Source organism: Rhodococcus aetherivorans (genome assembly GCF_025722975.1).
In the GTDB taxonomy this organism is placed as follows: Bacteria; Actinomycetota; Actinomycetes; order Mycobacteriales; family Mycobacteriaceae; genus Rhodococcus; species Rhodococcus aetherivorans.
This window is the reverse complement of the sequence record NZ_CP106982.1, coordinates 2130821-2153054: the sequence shown is the minus strand read 5'-3', so window position 1 is coordinate 2153054 and position 22234 is coordinate 2130821. Positions and strand designations below refer to the sequence as shown.

22 protein-coding genes are annotated in these 22234 nt (G+C 71.6%); 3 read left to right on the top strand and 19 right to left on the bottom strand.

What is annotated here, in order from left to right:
- Positions 1-70: 70 nt before the first annotated feature.
- From fusA to OCS65_RS09920, 15 genes are all read right to left on the bottom strand, one after another.
- Complete coding sequence (gene fusA / locus OCS65_RS09990) at positions 71-2173, bottom strand: elongation factor G (RefSeq protein ID WP_043800567.1); 2103 nt, start codon at positions 2171-2173, stop codon at positions 71-73.
- 147 nt (positions 2174-2320) lie between these two features.
- Positions 2321-2791: a 30S ribosomal protein S7 gene (gene rpsG, locus OCS65_RS09985; RefSeq protein WP_003937663.1), complete on the bottom strand. Its 471-nt coding sequence runs from the start codon at positions 2789-2791 to the stop codon at positions 2321-2323.
- On the bottom strand, positions 2791-3165 hold the full coding sequence (gene rpsL, locus OCS65_RS09980; RefSeq protein ID WP_003937662.1) for a 30S ribosomal protein S12: 375 nt from the start codon (positions 3163-3165) through the stop codon (positions 2791-2793). Before rpsL ends, rpsG begins: the two co-directional genes overlap by 1 nt.
- A 312-nt stretch (positions 3166-3477) precedes the next feature.
- A complete protein-coding gene (locus OCS65_RS09975; RefSeq protein ID WP_006936213.1) occupies positions 3478-4029 on the bottom strand; it encodes a DUF3558 domain-containing protein in 552 nt (183 codons plus the stop codon).
- Positions 4026-4565 (bottom strand): DUF3558 domain-containing protein, encoded by a 540-nt coding sequence (locus OCS65_RS09970; protein WP_006936212.1) that lies wholly within the window; start codon positions 4563-4565, stop codon positions 4026-4028. Before OCS65_RS09970 ends, OCS65_RS09975 begins: the two co-directional genes overlap by 4 nt.
- A 9-nt stretch (positions 4566-4574) precedes the next feature.
- Positions 4575-5204: a TetR/AcrR family transcriptional regulator gene (locus tag OCS65_RS09965; protein ID WP_006936211.1), complete on the bottom strand. Its 630-nt coding sequence runs from the start codon at positions 5202-5204 to the stop codon at positions 4575-4577.
- On the bottom strand, positions 5201-5857 hold the full coding sequence (locus OCS65_RS09960; RefSeq protein ID WP_050035584.1) for a TetR/AcrR family transcriptional regulator: 657 nt from the start codon (positions 5855-5857) through the stop codon (positions 5201-5203). The genes OCS65_RS09965 and OCS65_RS09960 overlap by 4 nt, the downstream gene beginning before the upstream one ends.
- A gap of 10 nt (positions 5858-5867) precedes the next feature.
- Positions 5868-6917 (bottom strand): LLM class F420-dependent oxidoreductase, encoded by a 1050-nt coding sequence (locus OCS65_RS09955; RefSeq protein WP_263510109.1) that lies wholly within the window; start codon positions 6915-6917, stop codon positions 5868-5870.
- 60 nt (positions 6918-6977) lie between these two features.
- A complete protein-coding gene (locus OCS65_RS09950) occupies positions 6978-7757 on the bottom strand; it encodes an enoyl-CoA hydratase family protein (RefSeq protein WP_263510107.1) in 780 nt (259 codons plus the stop codon).
- A gap of 11 nt (positions 7758-7768) precedes the next feature.
- The gene (locus OCS65_RS09945; RefSeq protein ID WP_161995943.1) at positions 7769-8929 is read right to left on the bottom strand and encodes an acyl-CoA dehydrogenase family protein; all 1161 of its coding nucleotides are present in this window, start codon (positions 8927-8929) and stop codon (positions 7769-7771) included.
- 2 nt (positions 8930-8931) lie between these two features.
- Entirely contained in the window at positions 8932-11034 is a 2103-nt protein-coding gene (locus tag OCS65_RS09940) for an acetyl/propionyl/methylcrotonyl-CoA carboxylase subunit alpha (protein ID WP_161995944.1), read from the bottom strand.
- 7 nt (positions 11035-11041) lie between these two features.
- Positions 11042-12640, bottom strand: a complete 1599-nt coding sequence (locus tag OCS65_RS09935; RefSeq protein ID WP_006931255.1) for an acyl-CoA carboxylase subunit beta — start codon at positions 12638-12640, stop codon at positions 11042-11044.
- Positions 12637-13794 carry an acyl-CoA dehydrogenase family protein gene (locus OCS65_RS09930; RefSeq protein ID WP_203330082.1) on the bottom strand — a complete coding sequence of 386 codons (1158 nt, stop codon included), beginning with the start codon at positions 13792-13794 and terminating at the stop codon, positions 12637-12639. Before OCS65_RS09930 ends, OCS65_RS09935 begins: the two co-directional genes overlap by 4 nt.
- Positions 13791-15566, bottom strand: a complete 1776-nt coding sequence (locus OCS65_RS09925; RefSeq protein WP_263510102.1) for an acyclic terpene utilization AtuA family protein — start codon at positions 15564-15566, stop codon at positions 13791-13793. The genes OCS65_RS09930 and OCS65_RS09925 overlap by 4 nt, the downstream gene beginning before the upstream one ends.
- Positions 15563-16354, bottom strand: a complete 792-nt coding sequence (locus OCS65_RS09920; protein WP_029545033.1) for a TIGR03084 family metal-binding protein — start codon at positions 16352-16354, stop codon at positions 15563-15565. The genes OCS65_RS09925 and OCS65_RS09920 overlap by 4 nt, the downstream gene beginning before the upstream one ends.
- Before the next feature lie 145 nt (positions 16355-16499).
- Between OCS65_RS09920 and OCS65_RS09915 the strand changes: the two genes are divergently transcribed.
- Entirely contained in the window at positions 16500-17381 is an 882-nt protein-coding gene (locus OCS65_RS09915; protein ID WP_050035590.1) for an EamA family transporter, read from the top strand.
- Here OCS65_RS09915 and OCS65_RS09910 read toward each other — a convergent pair.
- On the bottom strand, positions 17378-19000 hold the full coding sequence (locus tag OCS65_RS09910; RefSeq protein ID WP_161995947.1) for an MFS transporter: 1623 nt from the start codon (positions 18998-19000) through the stop codon (positions 17378-17380). The two genes, OCS65_RS09915 and OCS65_RS09910, sit on opposite strands and share 4 nt — an antisense overlap.
- A 159-nt stretch (positions 19001-19159) precedes the next feature.
- Positions 19160-20077: a LysR family transcriptional regulator gene (locus tag OCS65_RS09905; RefSeq protein WP_006931266.1), complete on the bottom strand. Its 918-nt coding sequence runs from the start codon at positions 20075-20077 to the stop codon at positions 19160-19162.
- 68 nt (positions 20078-20145) lie between these two features.
- On the opposite strand from OCS65_RS09905, the gene OCS65_RS09900 reads away from it, so the two are divergent.
- Positions 20146-20583, top strand: coding sequence for a PaaI family thioesterase (locus OCS65_RS09900; RefSeq protein WP_043800645.1), 438 nt, complete (start codon positions 20146-20148; stop codon positions 20581-20583).
- A gap of 58 nt (positions 20584-20641) precedes the next feature.
- Positions 20642-21448 carry a class I SAM-dependent methyltransferase gene (locus tag OCS65_RS09895; RefSeq protein WP_102799315.1) on the top strand — a complete coding sequence of 269 codons (807 nt, stop codon included), beginning with the start codon at positions 20642-20644 and terminating at the stop codon, positions 21446-21448.
- Between the two features lie 48 nt (positions 21449-21496).
- On the opposite strand, the gene OCS65_RS09890 is transcribed toward OCS65_RS09895, so the two are convergent.
- Both OCS65_RS09890 and OCS65_RS09885 read right to left on the bottom strand, forming a co-directional pair.
- On the bottom strand, positions 21497-21817 hold the full coding sequence (locus tag OCS65_RS09890; RefSeq protein ID WP_006931270.1) for a DUF202 domain-containing protein: 321 nt from the start codon (positions 21815-21817) through the stop codon (positions 21497-21499).
- A gap of 25 nt (positions 21818-21842) precedes the next feature.
- The gene (locus OCS65_RS09885; RefSeq protein ID WP_006931271.1) at positions 21843-22211 is read right to left on the bottom strand and encodes a YidH family protein; all 369 of its coding nucleotides are present in this window, start codon (positions 22209-22211) and stop codon (positions 21843-21845) included.
- Positions 22212-22234: the final 23 nt, after the last annotated feature.

Below are 22234 nucleotides of genomic sequence, written 5' to 3'. Positions count from 1 at the left end.
GTTGCTTGCAGTATGCAGCAGTGCGGTTGTTACTTACTTGGTCGTGCAGCCGACCGGGTCGGAACCGAGGTTACTCGCCGGTCGCCTTGGCGATGATTTCCTTCGAGACGTTCGCGGGAACCTCAGCGTAGGAATCGAACACCATGGAGAAGTTCGCGCGACCCTGGGTCTTCGACCGCAGGTCACCGATGTAACCGAACATCTCCGAGAGCGGAACCAGCGCCTTCACGACACGGGCACCACTGCGTTCCTCCATGGCCTGAATCTGGCCACGGCGGGAGTTGAGGTCGCCGATCACTTCACCCATGTAGTCCTCGGGGGTGGTGACCTCGACAGCCATGAGCGGCTCGAGGATGACCGGCGCAGCCTTGCGCGCGGCCTCCTTCAGGGCCTGCGAACCGGCGATCTTGAACGCCATTTCCGACGAGTCGACGTCGTGGTACGCGCCGTCGAGCAGGGTGACCTTGACGTTCACCAGCGGGTACCCGGCGAGCACGCCGTACTGCATCGCGTCCTGCGCACCGGCGTCGACCGAGGGGATGTACTCGCGGGGCACGCGGCCGCCGGTGACCTTGTTCTCGAACTCGTAGGTCGCGCCGTCCTCGCCCACGAAGGGCTCGAGGGCGATGATGACCTTCGCGAACTGGCCGGAACCACCGGTCTGCTTCTTGTGCGTGAACTCGAGCTTCTCGACCTTCTTGGTGATGGTCTCGCGGTACGCCACCTGCGGCTTGCCGACGTTGGCCTCGACCTTGAACTCACGACGCATCCGGTCGACGAGGATGTCGAGGTGGAGCTCGCCCATGCCGCCGATGACGGTCTGGCCGGTCTCCTCGTCCAGCTCGACGGAGAAGGTGGGATCCTCCTCGGCCAGCTTCTGGATCGCGGTGCCCAGCTTCTCCTGGTCGGACTTGGTCTTCGGCTCGATGGAGACCTGGATGACCGGATCCGGGAAGGTCATGGACTCGAGCACGATCGGGGCGTCCTGCGCGCACAGGGTGTCACCGGTCGTGGTGTCCTTCAGGCCGATCATCGCGTAGATGTGGCCGGCCACCGCCTCGTCGACCGGGTTCTCCTTGTTGGCGTGCATCTGGAACAGCTTGCCGATGCGCTCCTTCTTGCCCTTGGTGGCGTTGAGCACCTGGGCACCCGGCTCGATGCGGCCGGAGTAGACGCGCACGAAGGTCAGCTTGCCGAAGAACGGGTGCGCGGCGATCTTGAACGCCAGCGCGGAGAAGGGCTCTTCCTTGCTCGGCTTGCGGGTGAGGGTCTCTTCCTCGTCGCCGAGCTTGTGGCCCTCGACCTCGCCGATGTCGAGCGGGTTCGGCAGGTAGTCGATGACCGCGTCGAGCATGGGCTGGATGCCCTTGTTCTTGAACGCGGAACCGCACAGCACCGGGTACAGCTCGGAGGCGACGGTCAGCTTCCGGATGGCGCCCTTGATCTCGGCGACGGTGAGTTCCTCGCCACCGAAGTACTTCTCCATGAGCTCTTCGTCGCTCTCGGCGACCGTCTCGAGCAGCTTCTCGCGGTACTCGGCGACCTTGTCGGCCAGCTCCGCGGGGATCTCCTCGATCGTCGGCTCGGCGCCGATCTCGACGGTGCCACGCCAGGTGATGGCCTTCATCTCGACCAGGTCGACGACGCCGTCGAACGCGTCCTCCGCGCCGATCGGGAGCTGCAGGACCAGCGGCTTGGCGCCGAGGCGGTCGATGATGGTCTGGACCGTGAAGTAGAAGTCCGCGCCCATCTTGTCCATCTTGTTGACGAAGCAGATGCGCGGAACGTCGTACTTGGCGGCCTGCCGCCAGACCTGCTCGGACTGCGGCTCGACGCCCTCCTTGCCGTCGAACACGGCGACCGCGCCGTCGAGGACGCGCAGCGACCGCTCGACCTCGACCGTGAAGTCGACGTGGCCGGGGGTGTCGATGATGTTGATCTGGTTCTTGTTCCAGAAGCAGGTCACGGCGGCGGAGGTGATGGTGATACCCCGCTCCTTCTCCTGCTCCATCCAGTCGGTGGTCGAGGCACCGTCGTGGGTCTCACCGATCTTGTAGTTCACACCGGTGTAGAAGAGGATGCGCTCGGTCGTCGTGGTCTTGCCGGCATCGATGTGCGCCATGATGCCGATGTTGCGGACCTTGTTCAGGTCGGTCAGCACTTCCTGTGCCACAGGTAACCCCGCTCGTAGCTCGTGTCGGTCCTAGGGTGCGGACCAGTGTTCTCGGATGTTCAGCCGGCCTTCAGGGACCGACACAGTTGTGCGAACGGCCGGCCGGGAGGATTTCGGGAATACCGGTTCCTCCCGACCGGCATCGACTCACCAGCGGTAGTGCGCGAACGCCTTGTTGGCCTCGGCCATCTTGTGGGTGTCCTCGCGACGCTTCACGGACGCACCCAGACCGTTGCTGGCGTCGAGGAGCTCGTTCGCGAGGCGCTCGACCATGGTCTTCTCACGACGCTGACGCGAGAAGGTGACCAGCCACCGCAGGGCGAGGGTGGTCGAACGACCGGGACGAACCTCGACCGGCACCTGGTAGGTGGCGCCACCGACACGGCGGCTGCGCACCTCGAGGGCAGGCTTGACGTTGTCCAGAGCGCGCTTGAGGGTGACGACCGGATCGGTGCCGGTCTTCTCGCGCGCGCGCTCGAGTGCCTCGTAGACGATGCGCTCGGCGGTGGACTTCTTGCCGTCCAGCAGGATCTTGTTGACCAGCTGGGTGACGAGCGGCGACCCGTAGACCGGGTCGGCGATCAGGGGACGCTTCGGAGCGGGACCCTTACGTGGCATCAGCCCTTCTCCTTCTTCGCGCCGTAGCGGCTGCGCGCCTGCTTGCGGTTCTTGACACCCTGGGTGTCGAGCGAACCGCGGATGATCTTGTAGCGGACACCGGGGAGGTCCTTCACACGACCACCACGCACGAGCACCATCGAGTGCTCCTGCAGGTTGTGACCCTCACCCGGGATGTAGGCGGTGACCTCGACGGAGCTGGTCAGACGCACGCGGGCGACCTTCCGGAGCGCCGAGTTCGGCTTCTTCGGGGTGGTGGTGTACACGCGAGTGCACACACCGCGGCGCTGCGGGCTGCCCTTGAGGGCCGCGGTCTTGACCTTGGCGGCCTTGTCGCGGCGGCCCTTGCGGACCAGCTGATTGATGGTTGGCATCTACCGGCTTTCTCGTTGTCTGAAGACTGCTCGCACGAGCAACCTTGGCTGTTCTGAAATTAGGGATCCATCGGTTGGGGCAAGAGAGCCGCTGCCCCGCACCCACACCCTCGTGTGCACACGAGGTCGGGCGTGTCGCGTACCCCCACACAGGCAGCCGGGGGCTCGCTCCTGCGGTGATTCCACAGACCGCGCGCACGGCACTACCTCGCATAGGCACACAGATCGGCCCGGGCATGCCGGACACGACCCACAACGATACCCGGCGGCGCGGCGCAAGGTCAAAGCGAGCTGCGGGGGTCCGCTCGTGGCTCAACTGCTGAGGTCGAGGGTCAGTCGGGCCAGCGTGACGGCCGCCGCACACGGATCGGGAGGCGCCGAACCGGGCGCGTACTGCACCCACCAGCCGAAGATCCCCGTCGTGGACGCTCCGGCGGAGATCCCGCAGGACGCCGGGTCGTCGGGCGGGCGCATCAGCACGGCCCGCCGGCCCTCCACGGTCGTGTTCTCCACCGCGTATCCCAGCCGTTGCGCCGTCCCCCGCTCGGTGTCGAGGGACCCGGTCTCGAACCAGTTGAAGGTGACCTTCGCCGTCGCCCCCGCACCTGCGGTGTCCCACCGGCAGATCGCCCCGAAGAACCCGCGCTCGATCGCCTCGACGCCGACCGCCTCCGCGATCTGCTCGTCGGTGACGGCATCGCACTCGGTGAGCAGGCGCGTGAACTCGGCGGAGGCGCCGCCCGCTCCGGCCCCCTCCGGCACGGCCTGCCCCTCGATCGTGCTGCCGCACCCGGCGAGCACCGCGGCCAGGGCCAGCAGCGACGGCAGCGTCGCCACCCGCGTCGTCCGCGTCGTCCGCTTCACCGCTGTGCCCTTTCCGCGCTGAGCTCGGCCAGGTCGCGGGCCACCACGCACGCGTCCGCGGCCGGCGTGAAGAGCCCGTACGTGACGGACCAGTGCACGAAGTCGCCCCCGAACTGCACGCCGATCTCGCACAGCACGGTCTGCCCGAAGTCGTTCTGCGCCGAGCCCTGGAAGCCCGGGTTGCCGTCGATCTCCACGTCGATCGCGGGCCGGCCGATCAGGTCGGAACCGGCGCGTTCGCGGCCGATCGGGCTGCCGCGGTACCAGGAGAACGTCACGCTCGGGCCGCCCGCCCCGACGAGTTCCCACTCGCATCCCACCGAGTTGCGGGTGACCTGCACGAACGACCCCAGCCCGAAGGCCCGGGCCACCTCGTCGTCGGTGACCGACCCGCACGCGCCGAAGAACGGGCCCGGCTCGGTCACCTGCAGGGTGGGCGACGCGCCGGCCGGGCCCTCGGCCGGGTCCGAGCCGCACCCGGCGACGACGGCACCGACGAGTCCGAGGACCGCGACCGTGGCCAGCTTGGGAGGCATGCCACAAACCTAACCGGCCGGGTGCTGCGCCGCCGAACGCTGCCGGGCCGCGTCGAGCACCGTGTCGAGCTGCGCGGCCCAGTGCCGGACGATCTCGGCCCGGCGCCGCGAATCGTCGGTGAGGACGTCGGCGAGGCCGAGGCCACGTGCGAGGTCGAGGGTGGCCTGCACCATGCGGTGCACCGTCGCGTCGGACTCGTCCACGCCGAGTTGCTCGACGGCGACGCGGTGGGCGACGCGGCCGAAGTGTTCCTCGAGGGGGACGATGCGGGCCCGCAGTTCCGGATCGGCCGCCGCGGCCGTCCACACCTGCAGCGCCGCCTTGAACAGGGTGCCGGTGTAGTAGTCGACGAGCCGGCGCACCACGGCCTCGGTACGGGCGGCCCCCAGGGGCAGGTCCACAGTGTCGCGGCGGGCGAGATCCATACGGCTGTCGAACATGAACTCGAGCGCCGCGGTGATGAGGTCCTCCCGGGTCGGGAAGTGGTGCTGGGCCGCGCCGCGGGACACGCCCGCCCGCTCGGCGACCACCCCCACCGTGGTCGCGCCCCACCCCAGCTCCGCGAGGCAGTCGATGCTCGCCTCGAGCAGCCGGCGGCGCGTGACCCGGCTCCGATCCTGCTTGGGCTGCCGGGTCATCGCAGCGCGCCCCCGGCGGCGGGATCCCCGGGTTCGTCGTCCACCAGGACCCGTTCCATCTGGCGACGCCACACCGCCAGCTGGGGTTCGGTCAGCGGGTCGCGGGGGTCGATGGCGTAACCGAGGGCCGCCCCGCGCATCGCCTGATAGATCAGGTCGCGCACCTCGGCGAACCGGGGGCGGTTCGCGATCTCCGGACCGAAGTTCGCGGTCGTCTGCTCCTTGATCATCCGGCCCAGGAGGCGTTCGAGCGGCAGCAGCTCGGCCCGAAGTTCCTCGTGGCCGCGCGCGGCGAGCCACAGCTCCATCGACGCCCAGAAGTACGGCTGCCGGAAGTTCCACCACATCCGGTCGACCGCGGCGGCGATACGTTCGACCGGGTCGGCGGGCCAGGGATGGTCGCCGTCGAGGCCCTGGACCCCCTGGGCGGCGAGGTGGTGCACGGCGGCGACGAGCAGGGCGTCCCGCGACGGGTAGTGGTGCAGCAGCCGCCCGCGGGACACGCCGGCCGCCTCCTGGATGCGCACGGTGGTGGCGTTGGAGTAACCGTGCTCGACGAGCACGGCCACCGCCGCGTCGAGGATCCGCTTGCGGGTGGCACGGCTGCGCTCCTGCTCGCCGCGACGGCGGACATCCGGGGACGGGCTGCTCATGGCGATCAGACTAGGCAGGCCGGCGCGTCAGCTCGCGGAGGGTGACCGTCGAGGCGAGGCGCCCGGCCCGGGTGTCCTCGAGGGCCATGATGTTGATCGTGGTGACTCCGGCGGCCTCGAACGCGGCGAGGCGCTCGGCGACGTGACTGCGCGGGCCGACGAGGCACACGCCGTCGATCAACTCGTCCGGGATCGCCGCCTCGGCCTCCTTCTTCCGCCCAGCCAGGTAGAGGTCCTGAACGGTCTCGGCCTCGCGCTCGAAGCCGTAGGTGCGGGCGAGCTGGTTGTAGAAGTTCTTGCCCTTGGCGCCCATTCCGCCCAGGTACAGCGCCAGGTGGGGCCGGGCGCGGTCGCGCAGCTCGGCGACGTTGTCCCCGATCCCGACCTGGACGTTGACCACCACCTCGAGCTCCCCGAGCGCCGGGTCCCGCTTCGACTTGCCCTCGGCGAGCGCGTCGCCCCATACCCGGTGCGCGTGCTCGGGGAAGAAGAACACCGGCTCCCAGGCCTCGGCGATCTCGGCGGCGAGGGCGACGTTCTTCGGGCCGAGCGCGGCGATCATGATCGGAATGCGTTCGCGAACCGGCTGATTGATGAGCTTGAGGGGCTTGCCGAGCCCGGTGCCGCGGTCGGCCGGCAGCGGGATCGTGTACTTGCGGCCGGCGTATTCGAGCTTCTCGCGCCGCCACACGGCCCGGCAGATGTCGACGACCTCGCGGGTCCGCTGCAGGGGCGCGTCGTACGGCACGCCGTGGAAGCCCTCCATCACCTGCGGGCCGGACGCCCCGAGGCCGAGCACGAAGCGGCCGCCGGAGACGTAGTCCATGCCGGCGGCCGTCATCGCGAGCAGCGACGGCGTGCGGGTGTAGATCGGCACGACGCCCGTGCCGAGCTGCACCGTCGAGGTGCGCGCGGCCAGGTAGCCGAGCTGGCCGAAGGCGTCGAAGCTGTACGCCTCGGCGACGAACGCGATGTCGAGCCCCACCGATTCGAGTTCGACGATCTCGTCGACGACCTGCCGGAAGTCGCCCGCGTAGTCGGGCTGGATGCCGAGTTTCATGACAGCCACTGTCGTACACCCACCACTATCCAGTCAACCCTGACCGTTTTACGGACCGTGTCACGCCCGGCTCCACGACGGCGGCCGCTTCTGCAGGAACGCGGTCATCCCCTCGACCGCCTCCGCGGAGCCGAACAGCCGCGCCGACTGCTCCGCCAGCTCGTCGCCGTACCGGTCGAAGTCGGCGAGCATCCGCATCGTGGTGAGCCGCTTGGATTCGCCGAGCCCCTGCGGCGAGCATTCCCGCAGCTGGGCGAGGATCTCCCCCACCGACGCCTGCGGATCGTCGGTCTCGACGGTGACCAGGCCGATCGCCGCTGCCACCTCCGGCCCGAACCGCTCACCGGTGAGGAAGTACCGGCTCGCGGCACGGGAGGTGAGCCGCGGCAGCACCGTCAGCGAGATGATCGACGCCGCCAGCCCCAGTCGGGCCTCGGTCAACGCGAACGTCGACCGGGGCCCGGCGACGGCGAGGTCGCATGCGCCGACCAACCCCATGCCGCCGGCGCGCACGTGCCCGTCGATCCGCCCGATCACCGGCTTGGGCAGCTCCAGGATCGACCGCAGCACCGCCGTCATCTCCCGCGTCCGGGCCGCAGCCGCCGCCGCGGCACCGCCCTCCGCGGTGCTCGCCTCGCTCAGGTCGGCGCCGCCACAGAAGGTGCCGCCCTCATGGGTGAGCACGACCGCGCGGACCCCGTCGTCGGCGGCCGCGTCGGCGAGGCCCTGCCGGAGCTGCGCCACGAGCCTGGCGGAGATCGCGTTGCGGTTGTGCGGCGAGTCGAGGGTCAGGGTGGCGAATCCCTCGCTCACGTCGTACCGGACGAACGTCTCGGACACCGGCGCTCCCCTCAGTACGACCGGGGCAGGCCCAGCGAGTGCTGGGACACGAAGTTGAGGATCATCTCCCGGCTCACCGGCGCCACCCGCGCGATCCGCGCCGCGCCGAGCATGGCGGCAAGCCCGTACTCGCGGGTGAGCCCACCGCCGCCGTGCGTCTGGATCGCCTGGTCGAGCGACTTGATGCTGGCCTCGGCCGCGGCGTACTTGGCCATGTTCGCGGCCTCGGCGGCGCCGAAGTCGTCGCCGCTGTCGTACAGCACCGCGGCCTTCTGCATCATCAGCTTGGCCAGTTCGAGCTCGATCTTGCACTGCGCGAGCGGATGCGCGATGCCCTGGTGCGCCCCGATCGGCGACTTCCACACGGTCCGTTCATTGGCGTACCGCACCGCCGCGTCCAGCGCGTAGCGGCCCATGCCCACGGCCATCGCCGCGCCGAGGATCCGCTCGGGGTTCAGGCCGGCGAACAGCTGCATCAGCGCGGCGTCCGGCTCCCCCACCAGCGCGTCCGCCGGCAGGCGCACGTCGTCGAGGAACAGGATGAACTGGCGGTCCGGTTCGACGATGTCCATCTCCATCGGCGTCTTGACGAAGTTGTCCGCGTCGGTGGGGACGATGAACAGCGCCGGCCGCAGCTTGCCGCTCTTCGCGTCCTCGGTGCGGGCCACGATGAGCACCGCGTCGGCCTGGTCCACACCGGAGATGTAGATCTTGCTGCCGCGCAGGATCCAGTCCTCCCCGTCGCGCCGCGCGACGGTGGTGATCTCGTGCGAGTTCGAGCCGGCGTCGGGCTCGGTGATGCCGAACGCCATGATCTTCGAGCCGTCGGCGAGCGCGGGCAGCCAGCGTTGCTTCTGCTCGTCGGTGCCGAACTTGGCGATGATGGTGCCGCAGATGGCCGGCGAGACCACCACCAGCAGCAGCCCGCAGCCCTGCGCGGCGAGTTCCTCCTGGACCAGGGCGAGTTCGTAGATGCCGGCCCCGCCGCCGCCGTACTCCTCGGGCAGGTTCACGCCCAGGAAGCCGAGCTGGGCGGCCTCGCGCCACAGCTCGGTCAGCGGTTCGCCCTTGCGGGCCTTCGGCAGCACGTAGTCGACGTAGTTGTAGCGCTTGGCCAGGCCCGCGACCGCGGCGCGCAGCTGCTTCTGCTCGTCGGTTTCGATGACGCTCATGGTTACTCCTCGATGTCGGCCGGGGCGGACGGTTCGCCGGACTCGGCGGGGGTGACGACGGCCAGCACGGCGCCCAGTTCGACCTGGGTGCCGACGGCGACGGGCAGCTCGGTGAGCACGCCCGCGGTGGGGGCCTTGACGATGTGTTCCATCTTCATCGCCTCGAGCCAGAGGACCGGTTGCCCGGCGGTGACCGCATCGCCGACCGCGGCCCCGATCCGGATCACCGAGCCGGGCATCGGGGCGAGCAGCGAACCCGCGGCGACGTGGGCGGAGGGTTCGACGAACCGGGGGATCGCGCGCAGCCGTACCGGGCCGAGCGACGAGTCCACATGCACCGCGTCGCCGTAGCGCGCGACGTGGAACTGCCGTTGCACGCCGTCGATCGCGAGCACCACCCGGCGCTCGGTGTGCGCGACGAGGACGACGCCGGGATGGTCGTCGGCAATCAGCCCGGACCGGGTGAGCCGGTACCGCACCTCGTGTGCACCGCGGTCGCCCTCGTACCGTTTGACCTGCGGCTGCGACGGCAGGTTGCGCCAGCCGCTCGGCAGGCCGCGGGCGACCGTCGCGGCCGCGCGGTGGGCGGCGGCGTCCGCCAGGGCCGCGGCGAGCGCGGACAGCGATTCGGCCCCGGCGTCGGCGAGCGGCGCGGCGAGCGTGTCGAGCCCGTGGGTGTCGAAGAAGGCGGTGTCGGTGTTGCCGGCGAGGAATTCGGGATGCCGCAGCACGTTCACCAGCAGGTCCCGGTTGGTGCGCAGGCCGTGCACCTCGGCGCGGGCCAGCGACGTCGCGAGCATCCGCGCCGCGCGGCCCCGGGTCGGGGCGTACGAGATCACCTTGGCGAGCATCGGGTCGTAGTGCACGCCCACCGCCGAACCGTCCTCGACGCCGGAGTCCAGGCGCAGCCCGGGCTCGCGCAGCACCTCGAACGCGGCGACGCGGCCGGGCAGCGCGAGACGGTGCACCGTGCCGGACTGCGGCCGCCAGTCCTGTGCCGGGTCCTCCGCGTAGAGCCGCACCTCGATCGAATGTCCGCTCGCCGGCGGGGGTTCGGGCTCGAGGCGGGCGCCGGCGGCGACCTGCAACTGCAGATCGACGAGGTCGAGGCCGGTGGTGCACTCGGTGACCGGGTGCTCGACCTGCAGGCGGGTGTTCATCTCGAGGAAGAAGAACTCGCCGTCCGCCGAGCTCCCCGTCGCTTCGCTCGCCCCGGTGACATTCCCCGTCGCTTCGCTCGCCCCGGTGACATTCCCCGTCGCTTCGCTCGCCCCGGTCGCGAGGAACTCGACGGTGCCCGCGCCCTCGTAGTCGATGGCCTGCGCGGCGCGCCGGGCCGCCGCGAACAGCCGCTCCCGCATCCCGGGCGTGGCCTCGACGAGCGGCGACGGCGCCTCCTCGACCACCTTCTGGTGGCGGCGCTGGATCGAGCACTCCCGCTCCCCCACCGCCCACACGGTCCCGTGCCGGTCCGCGAGGACCTGCACCTCGATGTGCCGGCCCGTTTCGAGGAAGCGCTCGCAGAACACCGTCGGATCGCCGAACGCGGACTGCGCCTCGCGCCGGGCCGCGGCGAGCTGGTCGGGCAGCTCGGCCAGGTCGCGGACCACCCGCATGCCGCGGCCGCCGCCCCCGGCGGACGCCTTGATCAGCACGGGCAGGTCGGCTTCGGTCACCGCGGCAGGGTCCAGCTCGGCCAGCACCGGCACACCGGCGTCGGCCATGATCTTCTTGGCCTCGACCTTCGAACCCATCCGGGCGATCGAGTCCGGGCCCGGCCCGATCCAGGTCAACCCCGCGTCGAGGACCGCCCGCGCGAATTCGGCGTTCTCCGAGAGGAACCCGTAACCCGGGTGGATCGCGTCGGCCCCCGCCGCGCGGGCGGCGGCGATGATCGCCTCGCCGCGCAGATAGGTGTCGGCGGGGGCGGTGCCGGGCAGGCGCACCGCGGCGTCGGCCTCGGCGATGTGGGGGCTGCCGGCGTCCGCGTCGGAGAACACCGCGACGGTGCCGAGGCCGGCGCGCCGGCAGGAGGCGAACACCCGGCGGGCGATCTCGCCGCGGTTGGCGACGAGCACGGTGGTGACGGTATCGGTGTGGTTCACTGCTGCCTCACATCCGGAAGACACCGAAGCTGTCGGTGCCCTCGATCGGCGCGTTGGCGATGGCCGACAGGCACATCCCCACCACGGTGCGGGTGTCGCGCGGGTCGATGACCCCGTCGTCGTAGAGCCGGCCGGACAGGAACATCGGCAGCGACTCCGCCTCGATCTGGTTCTCGATCGCCGCACGCATCGCCTCGTCGGCGGCCTCGTCGAAGGCCTGGCCGCGCGCCTGGGCGGCGGCGCGTCCGACGATGGAGATGACACCGGCGAGCTGGGCGCCGCCCATCACCGCGGATTTGGCGCTGGGCCAGGCGAACAGGAACCGCGGGTCGAAGGCTCGGCCGCACATGCCGTAGTGGCCGGCCCCGTAGGAGGCGCCGAGCAGGATCGAGATGTGGGGCACCGTCGAGTTGGAGACGGCATTGATCATCATCGAGCCGTGCTTGATCATGCCGCGTTCCTCGTACTCGCGGCCGACCATGTAGCCGGTGGTGTTGTGCAGGAACAGCAGTGGCGTGTTCGCGCGGTTGGCGAGCTGGATGAACTGGGTGGCCTTCTGGGATTCCTCGCTGAACAGCACGCCGCGGGCGTTGGCGAGGATGCCCACCGGGTACCCGTGCAGACGGGCCCAGCCGGTGACGAGCGACGACCCGTAGAGCGGCTTGAACTCGTCGAAGTCGGAATCGTCGACGATGCGGGCGATCACCTCGCGGGGGTCGAACGGCACCTTGAGGTCGGCGGGCACGATTCCGAGCAGTTCCTCGGGGTCGTAACGCGGTTCGCGCACGTCGGGGTGGGGTTCGGGGCCCTGCTTGCGCCAGTTCAGGCGACGGACGATGCCCCGGCCGATCCGGATCGCGTCGGGCTCGTCGACCGCGTAGTAGTCGGCCAGCCCGGAGGTGCGGGCGTGCATCTCCGCGCCGCCGAGGGATTCGTCGTCGGATTCCTCGCCCGTGGCCATCTTCACCAGCGGCGGTCCGGCGAGGAACACCTTCGAGCGCTTCTCGATCATCACCACGTGATCCGACATGCCGGGAATGTAGGCGCCGCCCGCGGTGGAGTTGCCGAACACCAGCGCGATGGTGGGGATGCCGGCGGCGGACAGCTGCGTCAGGTCGCGGAACATGCGTCCGCCGGGGATGAACACCTCCTTCTGGGTGGGCAGGTCGGCGCCGCCCGACTCGACGAGGGAGATCACCGGCAGCCGGTTCTGCATCGCGATGTCGTTGGCGCGGAACCCCTTCCGCAGGGTCCACGGGTTGCTGGTGCCGCCGCGGACGGTGGGGTCGTTGGCGACGATCAGGCATTCGACGCCCTCGACGACGCCGATCCCGGTGACGGTGCTGCCGCCGACCGGGAACTCGGTGCCCCACGCCGCGAGCGGGGACAGCTCGAGGAACGGGGAATCCGGGTCGAGCAGCAGTTCGATGCGTTCGCGCGGGAGCAGCTTGCCGCGTTCGTGGTGGCGCCGGACGTACTTCTCCCCGCCGCCGGCGAGGGCCTTGGCGTGCTCGGTCTCGAGTGCGGCCAGTTCGGCGGTCATCGCCGAGGCCGCGGCGGCGTACTCTGCCGAGGCCGGGTCGAGGGTCGTCTGCAGGATGCTCACGCGGTGTACCCCAATCGTTTCGCCGCGAGCTCGGTGAGAATCTCGGTGGTGCCGCCGCCGATGCCGAGGATGCGCATGTCGCGGTACTGCCGTTCGACCTCGGACTCGGCCATGTAGCCGAGTCCGCCGAACAGCTGCACGGCCTGGTTCGCGACCCATTCGCCGGCCTCGACGGCGGTGTTCTTGGCGAAGCACACCTCGGCGACGAGGTCGCCGTCGCCGACGAGGGCTCGCTCGACGACCCGCCGGCCGTACACGCGCGCGACGTCGACGCGCCGGGCCATCTCGGCGAGGGTGCGCTGCACCGACTGCCGGGAGATCAGCGGCCGGCCGAACGTCTCGCGGTCGCGGCACCACGCCACGGTGAGGTCCAGACACCGCTGTGCGCTCGAATAGGCTTGGGCCGCAAGGGCAATCCGCTCCGAGACGAAGGCCTGGGCGATCTGCGCGAAGCCGCTGTTCTCGGTGCCGACGAGATTCTCGACGGGCACGCGCACGTCGACGAAGGACAGTTCGGCGGTGTCGGAGGCACGCCAGCCCATCTTGTCGAGCTTGCGCGAGACGGTGAATCCTTCGGCGCCCTTCTCGATCACCAGCAGCGAGATCCCGGCAGCGCCGGGACGTTCGCTGCCGCCGGTGCGCACGGCGGTCACCACGAAGTCCGCGCGGCAGCCGGAGGTGATGTAGGTCTTGGCGCCGTTGACGACGTAGTGGTCGCCGTCGCGGACGGCGGTGGTGGTCAGGTGCCCCACGTCGGAGCCGCCGCCGGGTTCGGTGATCGCGAGGGAGCCGATGAGCTCGCCCGCGAGGGTCGGCTCGACCCACTTCGCGATCTGCACCTCGTCGCCGGCGGCGACGAGGTGCGGCAGGGCGATGCCGCAGGTGAACAGGGAGGCGAAGGCGCCACCGGAGGCGCCGGCCTCGTGGAATGCCTCGCACACGGTGAGAGTGTCCGCCGCGTCGCCGCCGGACCCCCCGACGGCCTCGGGGAATCCGGCGCCGAGAAGCCCGAGGGCGGCGGCCTTCTTGTGCAGTTCGCGGGGCAGTTCGCCGTCGCGCTCCCACGCGGCGAGGTGCGGCAGGACCTCGCGCTGGACGAAGGAGTGGACGGTCGAGCGCAGGTCGCGGCGTTCGGGGGTGTCCCAGATGCTCACTCGGGGTTCTCCATCTCGGGGTTCTCCATCTCGGGGTCCTCCATCTCGGGGTCCTCCAGGAGGGTCTCGGGGATGTAGAGGTATCTGCTGCGCAGCCACTCGCCGAGGCCCTTGGCCTGCGGGTCGAAGCGGGCCTGTGAGGCGACGCCGCGGCCGAGGATGCCCTCGATCACAAAGTTCACCGCCCGCAGGTTCGGCAGCACATGGCGGGTCACGATGAGGTTCTTCGACTCGGGCAGAAGGGTTTTCAGCGCGTCGACGGTGAGGGTGTGCACCAGCCAGCGCCACTGGTCGTCGGTGCGCACCCACACCCCCACATTCGCGTCGCCGCCCTTGTCGCCGCTGCGGGCGCCGGCGACGAGCCCGAGCGGCGCGTGCCGGGTGGGCCCCGCGGGTAGCGGCGCGGGCAGCTCGGGCTCGGCGACGGGTTCGAGTGGGCGCGTCGGGGTGACGGGCGGGATCGGGACGCGGCTGCCGTCGGGCAGGACCGCCGTGTGCGGCACCTCGGCGGCGTCGACGTAGCCGGGCGTGAACACGGCGTACGGCTGGCCGTTGCCGGGCGGAGCGGTCAGCGAGAAGCCGGGGTAGCTGGCAAGCGCGTACTCGACGGCGACCGCGGAGAAGGCGCGGCCGACGACCTGCGGGTCGCGGTCGCGGACGGTGCAGCGCAGCAGGGCGCTGGCCGCCTCCTCCGTGTCGGCGTCCGGATGGTCGGTGCGGGCGAGGGTCCACTCGAGCTCGGCCGGACGCGCGGGCAGGCTCGCCTCCATCTGCCGGCGCACCAGCGCCGCCTTGGCCTCGATGTCGAGTCCGGTGAGGACGAACACCGCTTCGTTCCGGAATCCGGCGAGAGCGTTGAGGGAGACCTTCAGCGTCGGCGGGGGCGCCTCACCGCGGACCCCGGTGATGCGGACCCGGTCCGGTCCGTCCTGGGTGAGCCGGACGGAGTCGAGGCGCGTCGTCACGTCGGGTCCGGCGTAGCGGCCACCGGTCACCTCGTACAGCAGCTGGGCGGTCACGGTGCCGACGGTGACCGCGCCGCCGGTGCCGGGGTGCTTGGTGATGGTGGAGCTGCCGTCGGCATCGATCTCGGCGATCGGGAAGCCGGGCCGGTCGAGGTCGGCGATCTCGGTGAAGAACGCGTAGTTGCCGCCGGTGGCCTGGGTGCCGCACTCGATCACGTGTCCCGCCGCGACCGCACCGGCCAGGGCATCGAAATCGTCCCGGGCCCAGCCGAAGTGGGCGGCGGCCGGGCCGGCGATCACGGAGGCGTCGGTGACACGGCCGGTGACGACGATGTCGGCGCCGGCGGTGAGACACTCGGCGATGCCCCACGCCCCGAGGTAGGCGTTCGCGGTCAGCGGCGGCGGATCGGCGGCCAGGCCGAGTTCGGCGGCGCGGGCGATGAGGTCGTCGCCCTCGACGTACGCGACGGTGACGTCGAGTCCGAGCCGGCCGGCAAGCTCGCGCACGGCCGTCGCCAGCCCGGCGGGATTGAGTCCGCCGGCGTTGGCGACGATCCGCACGCCCTTGTCGACAGCGAGCCCGAGGCAGTCCTCGAGCTGGCGCAGGAACGTCTTGGCGTAGCCGAGCGCCGGGTCCTTCATCCGGTCCCGGCCGAGGATCAGCATGGTCAGCTCGGCGAGATAGTCACCGGTCAGGTAGTCGAGTTCCCCGCCCTCGAGCATCTCGCGCATGGCCGCGAGCCGGTCGCCGTAGAAGCCGGAGCAGTTCCCGATGCGCACCGCCCGTCCGGCCGTGGGGGCGCTCACGCGGTGGCTCCTTCCGGGGCGCGGCCGCCGCCGGGCGGTCCGGCGAACGCCTGCGCGAGGCCGAGCCACGCCTCGGCGTCGGGTCCGGTGGCGACGAGGTCGGTGTCGGCCCGGTGGATCCGCTGGGTCACCAGCCGGCAGAAGTCGAGGGCGGATCCGGTGACGGTCTGGGTGGCGGCGTCGGGCCCCCAGGTCCACTCCTGCCCGTCGGGGGCGGTGAGACGGACGCGGAACGGCTCGGCCGGCGGGGTGCGGCCGTGCACGGCGAAGGCGAAGTCGCGGGTGCGGACGCCGAGATGGGCGATGTGGCGCAGCCGGTGCGTGGGCGGGCGGGTGACGCCGAGCGCGTCGGCCACGTCGCCGCCGTGGGCCCAGGTCTCCATCAGCCGTGCCGTCGCCATGGAGGCCGCACTCATCGGCGGGCCGTACCAGACGATCTTGGTTCCGGCGGGGACGGCCGCGAGGGCGTCGGCGAGGGCGCGGCGGGCGGCACGCCAGTCGGCGAGCAACTCGGCCGGGGGGCGGCGGGCCTGTGCCCGCGCCCCGTCGTCGACGAACCCGTCCGGATCGGTGACCTCGCCGAGCCCGGCGACGAACGCCTCCGGGTCTTCGACGGCGGTGAGGGCGGCGCGATCGGTCCACAGCAGGTGTCCGATCTGGTGGGCGATGGTCCAGTCTTCGGCGGGGGTCGGGGTCGCCCAGCGCTCGTCCGGGAGGTCCGCGACGAGGGCGTCGAGGGACTCGCCCTCGGCACGCAGGTCGTCGAGAAGCGGTTGTAGCTCCGTCATGCGACCAGAGTCACACCCGGGGCGCAAAAAATCAAGCACTCGTGATTGTTTTTCTGGTTGAGGTGGCGCGTGCTGCCGATCGTGCTCCCGTGCGGCAACATTCGTCGCACGCGGGACGGCGGATCCCCCAGGCCACGGAGGACGGATGAGCGGCACAGCACCGGCGCCACGGGGCGGCAGCCGGACCGTGCCCGTCGCGGCCGTGCTCGGCTCGGTGCTCTCCCTGCAGTTCGGCGCGGCCTTCGCCAGCACCCTGTTCGACGACGTCGGTGCCCTCGGCACGGTCACGCTGCGGCTGACGCTCGCCGCGGTGATCCTGTGGGCGGTGGTGCGGCCGTCGGTGCGGCACTGGCGCCCGGCGCAGTGGCGCGGCGTGGTCGCGCTCGGGGCGAGCCTGGCCGCGATGAACGGCTTCTTCTATGTGGCGATCGCCCGGCTGCCGCTCGCGGCGGCGGTCACGATCGAGTTCCTCGGACCGCTCGCCCTCGCCGCGGTCCTCTCCCGCCGCCCGCGGGACGCGCTGTGGGTGGCACTCGCCCTGGCCGGGGTGGTGCTCCTCGGGGCACGCGGCCTCGGCGGGGACGGCGGCGCCCTCGACCCGGCCGGGGTCGGTTTCGCGCTGCTCGCCGCCGCCGGCTGGGCCTGGTACATCGTCGCGGGCTCGCACGTGGCCACCACCGTCTCCGGCGCGGCGGGCCTGACCGTCGCCACCACCGTCGCCGCGGCGCTCGTGCTGCCCCTCGGCCTCGGGACCGCCGGCGCCGGCCTGGCCGATCCCGCGATCCTGGCCGCCGGAGCGGCGGTGGCCCTGCTGTCCTCCGTGGTCCCCTACAGCCTGGAGATGCGGGCGCTGCGGGAGCTGCCGAAGAACGTGTTCGCGATCCTCATCGCTCTCGAACCGGCGGCGGCGGCCCTGGCGGGCGCGCTGGTGCTCGGCCAGTGGGTCCAGCCCGTCGCGGCGGTAGGCATCGCGCTGGTGATCGTCGCCGGCGTCGGCGCCCTGCGCGGCAGCGGCGACCAACGCTAGCCGTCCGCGTCCCCGGGCGCGGCCCCCTGCCGCTCGTCCCCCGCCGGCTCGGCGCGTTCGTCCTGCGCACGGTACGACGCGAGGAGCCGTCTTTCGGCGTCGCGCTTCGGGAAGGCGAAGAACACCAGGACCGCACCGGCGGCGACGACGAGAATGGCGGCGGCATACGCCTTCGTGTCCCCGTCCAGGAACGCCGTGCGCGCGGCGGACATGATGGCGTCGGCGTACTGCGGGTACCGCTCGGCGAGGTCGGCGGCGCTCGCGAACGACTTGGTCAGCGCGGCCTGCGTCTGGTCGCTGATCTCGTCCGCCTCCGGCGACGAGGCGATCGCCGCCGAGATCGACGAAACGTATCCGGCGGTGAGCAACGCCCCGAGGATGGACTGCATCACGGCCCCGCCCAGATCGCGTTGCAGGTCGGCCGTTGCCGACGCCATCCCGGCCCGGGTCACCGGGACCGAGCCGGTCAGCGAGCGGGAGGCGGGCGTGCCGGCGAAACCGACCCCGATCCCCACGAGGCCGTACGCGAGCGCGATCTGCCAGTAACTGGAGGTCTCGTCCCACATCGTCAGCGCGACCGCGAGCCCGAGGAGGATGAACGCGTAGCCGAGCAGCAGGGTGGTGCGCGCACCCCGGCTCTCCACCATCCGGGCCGAGTACGGAGCCACCACGAGCATGCACGCGGCGGCCGGAAGGATCGTCGACCCGGCGGCGAGCGTGGAGTAGCCCAGCACGTTCTGCAGGAACTGCTGACCGACGAACATCGTCCCCATCAGGGTGCCGAACACGATGATGCCCGCCACCGCTGCCACCCAGAACGTCGGCCGCGCGGCCACCTTCAGGTCGAACAGCGGCTCGGGCACCCGCCGCTGCCGCCACACGAATACCGCGCCCGCCACGGCGGTGACGGCGGCGCAGACGAGCGCCGCCGTGCCTCGGCCGCTCTCGGGTGCGAGGTTGACCGTCAGGACGAGCGCCGCCACGAACAGCACCGACACGACACCGCCGACATGATCGACCGGCCCGGAGGTCTCGTTGACGTGCGCGGGAATCAGCACGGCCGCCGCCACGAGGGCGACGGCGGCGAGCGGCACGGTGATCAGAAAGGCCGAGCCCCAGTAGAAGTACTCCAGGAGCAGGCCGGACAGCAGCGGTCCGAGCGCAGCGACCGCACCGCCGGTCGCCGACCACAACGCGATCGCGCGGGTCCGCGAGGCTCCCGACCACAGCGCGGTGATCAGCGCCAGCGTGGTGGGATACGCCAGCCCCGCGGCGAGACCACCGGCCAGCCGGGCCGCGAACAGCACCTCGACGCTCGGTGCGAAGGCCGCCACCAGACACGCGGGTATCGACAGCGCGACGCCGAGCACGAGCAGCTGCTTGCGCCCGTAGCGGTCGCCGATCGCCCCCAGGTACAGCACCGACGCGGCCAGGCCCAGCGAATACCCGACGGCGACCAGGTTCAGTTCCGTCTGGCTCGCGTCGAAGGCCCGGCCGATCGCCGGCAGCGCGATGTTGGCAACCGAGAGATTGAGGTTCGCGACGGCGGCGACCAGGATCAACGTCGCGAGGACGGCCCCGGATCGCCGGGGGCTGCGATCGACCTCGACGGCCGTCACGGCCGCGACCCGTCGTACCGCGATGCGTCCATGTCCCACTCCCGGTGCCGGCTCGGCGCCACGCCGCGTTCGCTCGTACCCCCGGCGAGCAGCGTCCTCGACGATCATGATGACGCACCGGGCGCCGGATTCGGGCCGATTGCGACGATCGGTACGCGATCAGGCGCCGCGGACGATCATCCGCACCAGGTCCCCGGCCGGGCCGGCGAGCTTGCGGGGTGGGCGCCACACCGCGCGCAACGTGCGGGCCAGATCCAGGCCCTCGACCTCGACGGTCCGCAATTCGCCGGACGCGAGGTGATCGGCCACGGCGAGGGTGCTGAGCACGGCCGGGCCGACGCCGCCGAGGGCCGCGGTGCGCACCGCGGCGCCGCTGCCGAGCTCGAGCAGCGGCGACGGCCGCGCGAACTCCCGGAGGGCCAGATCCAGCGTGTGCCGCGTCCCGGAGCCCTCCTCGCGCACGACGAGCGGCGTCGCCGCCAGTTCGGCGACGGTGAGTGGACGCCGGCGCCGCGCCCACGGGTGCGCCGGCGTGACGACCACCACCAGCCGGTCCCGCGCCACCGGGGTGCTGTGCAGTCCCGGTGGGACGGTGGGAGCCTCGACGAACCCGACGTGGCACCGGCCCTCCGCGACCGCGTCGCAGACCTGCCGCGAGTTGTGGACCTGCAGCTGGATCTGCACGTCGTCCCGGAGCCCGCGGAAGCGGCCCAGCCAGCGCGGGATGAGGTGTTCGGCGACCGTCATGCTGGCTGCCACGGTCAGCTCGGCCTGCCGGTCGGCACTCAACGCCGCGGCGGCGTCGAGCAGGCGACGGGCGTCGGCGAGGGTCTGCCGCGCCCAGTGCGCGACCACGGTGCCCTCCGGGGTGAGCGCGGAACCGGCCCGCCCCCGGCGCACGAGCACGGTCCCCAGCTGCTTCTCGAGGCGGCGCACCGCCCGGCTGGCATTGGGCTGCGCGACGCCGGCGGCCCGGGCGGCCGCGCCGAGGCCGCCGTGGTCGTCGATGCCGACGAGCAGCTCCAGAGCGGCGAGGTCCGGCCAGCGAACCGTCGGCGAATGAGGTGACCGCGTCATGCACGAATGATATGTCCGCCCACGACCCGGCGGTGTGGGGCAGACTGCAGGCCGTGGAACTTCGAGGGGTGGACGACGCGGCGGCGGTGCTCGCGGCCCAACCGTTCAGCGTGCTGGTCGGCGCCCGGGTCGCCGCGTACGAGCCGGGCCGCGCGGTGCTCGAGATCCCGCTGCGTCCGGAGTTGCTGCAGCAGTTCGGGTTCGTGCACGGCGGCGTGCTGGCCTACGCCGCGGACAACTCCCTGACCTTCGCGGCGGGAACCGTGCTCGGATCGTCGATCGTGACCACCGGGTTCACGATCGACTACCTGCGCCCGGGCCGCGGCACGCTGCTGCGGGCCGCGGCGACGGTCGTCGACTCGAGCCGGCGACAGGCGCTGTGCCGGTGCGAGATCGTCGCCGTGACCGAGGACGGCACCGAGACACGGGTGGCCGCGGCGCAGGGCGGGGCCCGGGTGATCGACCTCGACCGCCGTTCCGGCCGTGAGCCCGGATCCGGTTCGTAGGCAACGGCGCCGGCCCGGACAGGTCGACTGACCGGGGACCGGAGAGAGGAAGACCGCGATGACGGATCACACCGCCGACGCCTGGGAGATCGCCGCGGCGTACGAGCGCTATGTAGGTCGCTGGAGCCGCCCGGTCGCCTCGAAGTTCCTGCAATGGCTGCCCCCTGCCGGGGCGGGCGCCGCGTGGTGCGATGTGGGGTGCGGGACCGGCGCTCTCGCACACGCCGTCCTTGTCGCCGAGGAACCGTCCCGGGTCGTCGGGGTCGAACCGTCCGAGGGCTTCGCCGCGGCGGCCCGCACCACGGTCGACGATCCCCGCTTCGAGGTCCGGCCGGGTACCGCTGCGGCGATACCGGCCGTGGACGGCGAGTTCGACCGCGTCGTATCCGGATTGGTCCTCAACTTTCTTCCCGATCCGATCGAGGGTCTTGTCGAGATGCGCCGCGTCACCCGAGCGGGCGGGACGATCGGCGGCTACGTGTGGGACTACGCCGAGGGCATGGGAATGATTCGCGCCTTCTGGGATGCGGCCGTCGAACTGGACGAGGCGGCGCGGGACCGGGACGAGGGTGTCCGCTTCCCGCTCTGCCGGCCCGATCCCCTCCACGACCTGCTCGCGTCTGCAGGTCTCACCGGGGTGCGGATCCAGCCGCTCGAGGTTCCCACCGTGTTCGCCGACTTCGACGATTTCTGGGCGCCGTTCCTCGGCGGTCAGGGACCCGCCCCCGGATATTGCATGTCGCTGCCGGCACGGCGCCGAGCCGAACTGCGGACGGTACTCGATGCCCGACTGCGCCGCGACCGAGCCGGTCGGATCGCGCTGACCGCCCGGGCGTGGGCCTTCCACGGCTCCGTGCCCGATTGACACGGGAGTAGATCGTCCAGCCCGGCTGGAACGGCGACGGTGCGGCGGTCACGCCTGCGACGTGACGATGAGCGTGGCGGCGGCGAGGGCCAGAACGACGACCGTGACGGTCAGGACGATGTTGCGCCACCAGTGATGCCTCGCGCGGCCCTCGATGAAGCGCCTCACGCGCGCCCGGTGCTCGCGCCCGCTCGTCACGAGCAGCACGAGCGCCGGCACCAGGCACAGCAGGCCGATCACCACCACCACGGGCGCCGGGCCGGGCGCCAGGCGCAGGAACAGCAGGACCACCGCTCCCAGCCCGGTCGCCGTGCGCAGCCACGCGAGCGTGGTGCGCTCGGGCTGCAGGCCCGGGTCGTCGTGTCTCATCGTGGGCCCGAACGCGACGGCGCGGTCATATCAGGAGGGCCGCGGCGAGGGCCACGGCCCCGACCGCCAGCATCGCCGCGAGCAGGAAGGCGATCCGCGGCGGCGGCAGGGGACGTTCGGTGCGCATCGCGGCCTCGATCTGCAGCCAGCGCCGCAGGGCGGCGATCACCAGGAGCGCGGAGAACACCAGCAGCGTGCACGACAGCGTGGTCCGCACCACCGGCCCCACGACGTCGCCGGCGAAGGTCTCGAGCGCGACGGCCGCCGCGATGACGCCGAGCGCGGTGCGGATCCACGCGAGGAACGTGCGTTCGTTCGCGAGGGTGAAGCGGGCGTCGGGTTCGGCGCCTTCACGCAACGCCCGCGGCCGCCAGTCGCGCAGAGGTCTGGTCACGCCGTCGACCCTATCCCGGTGCC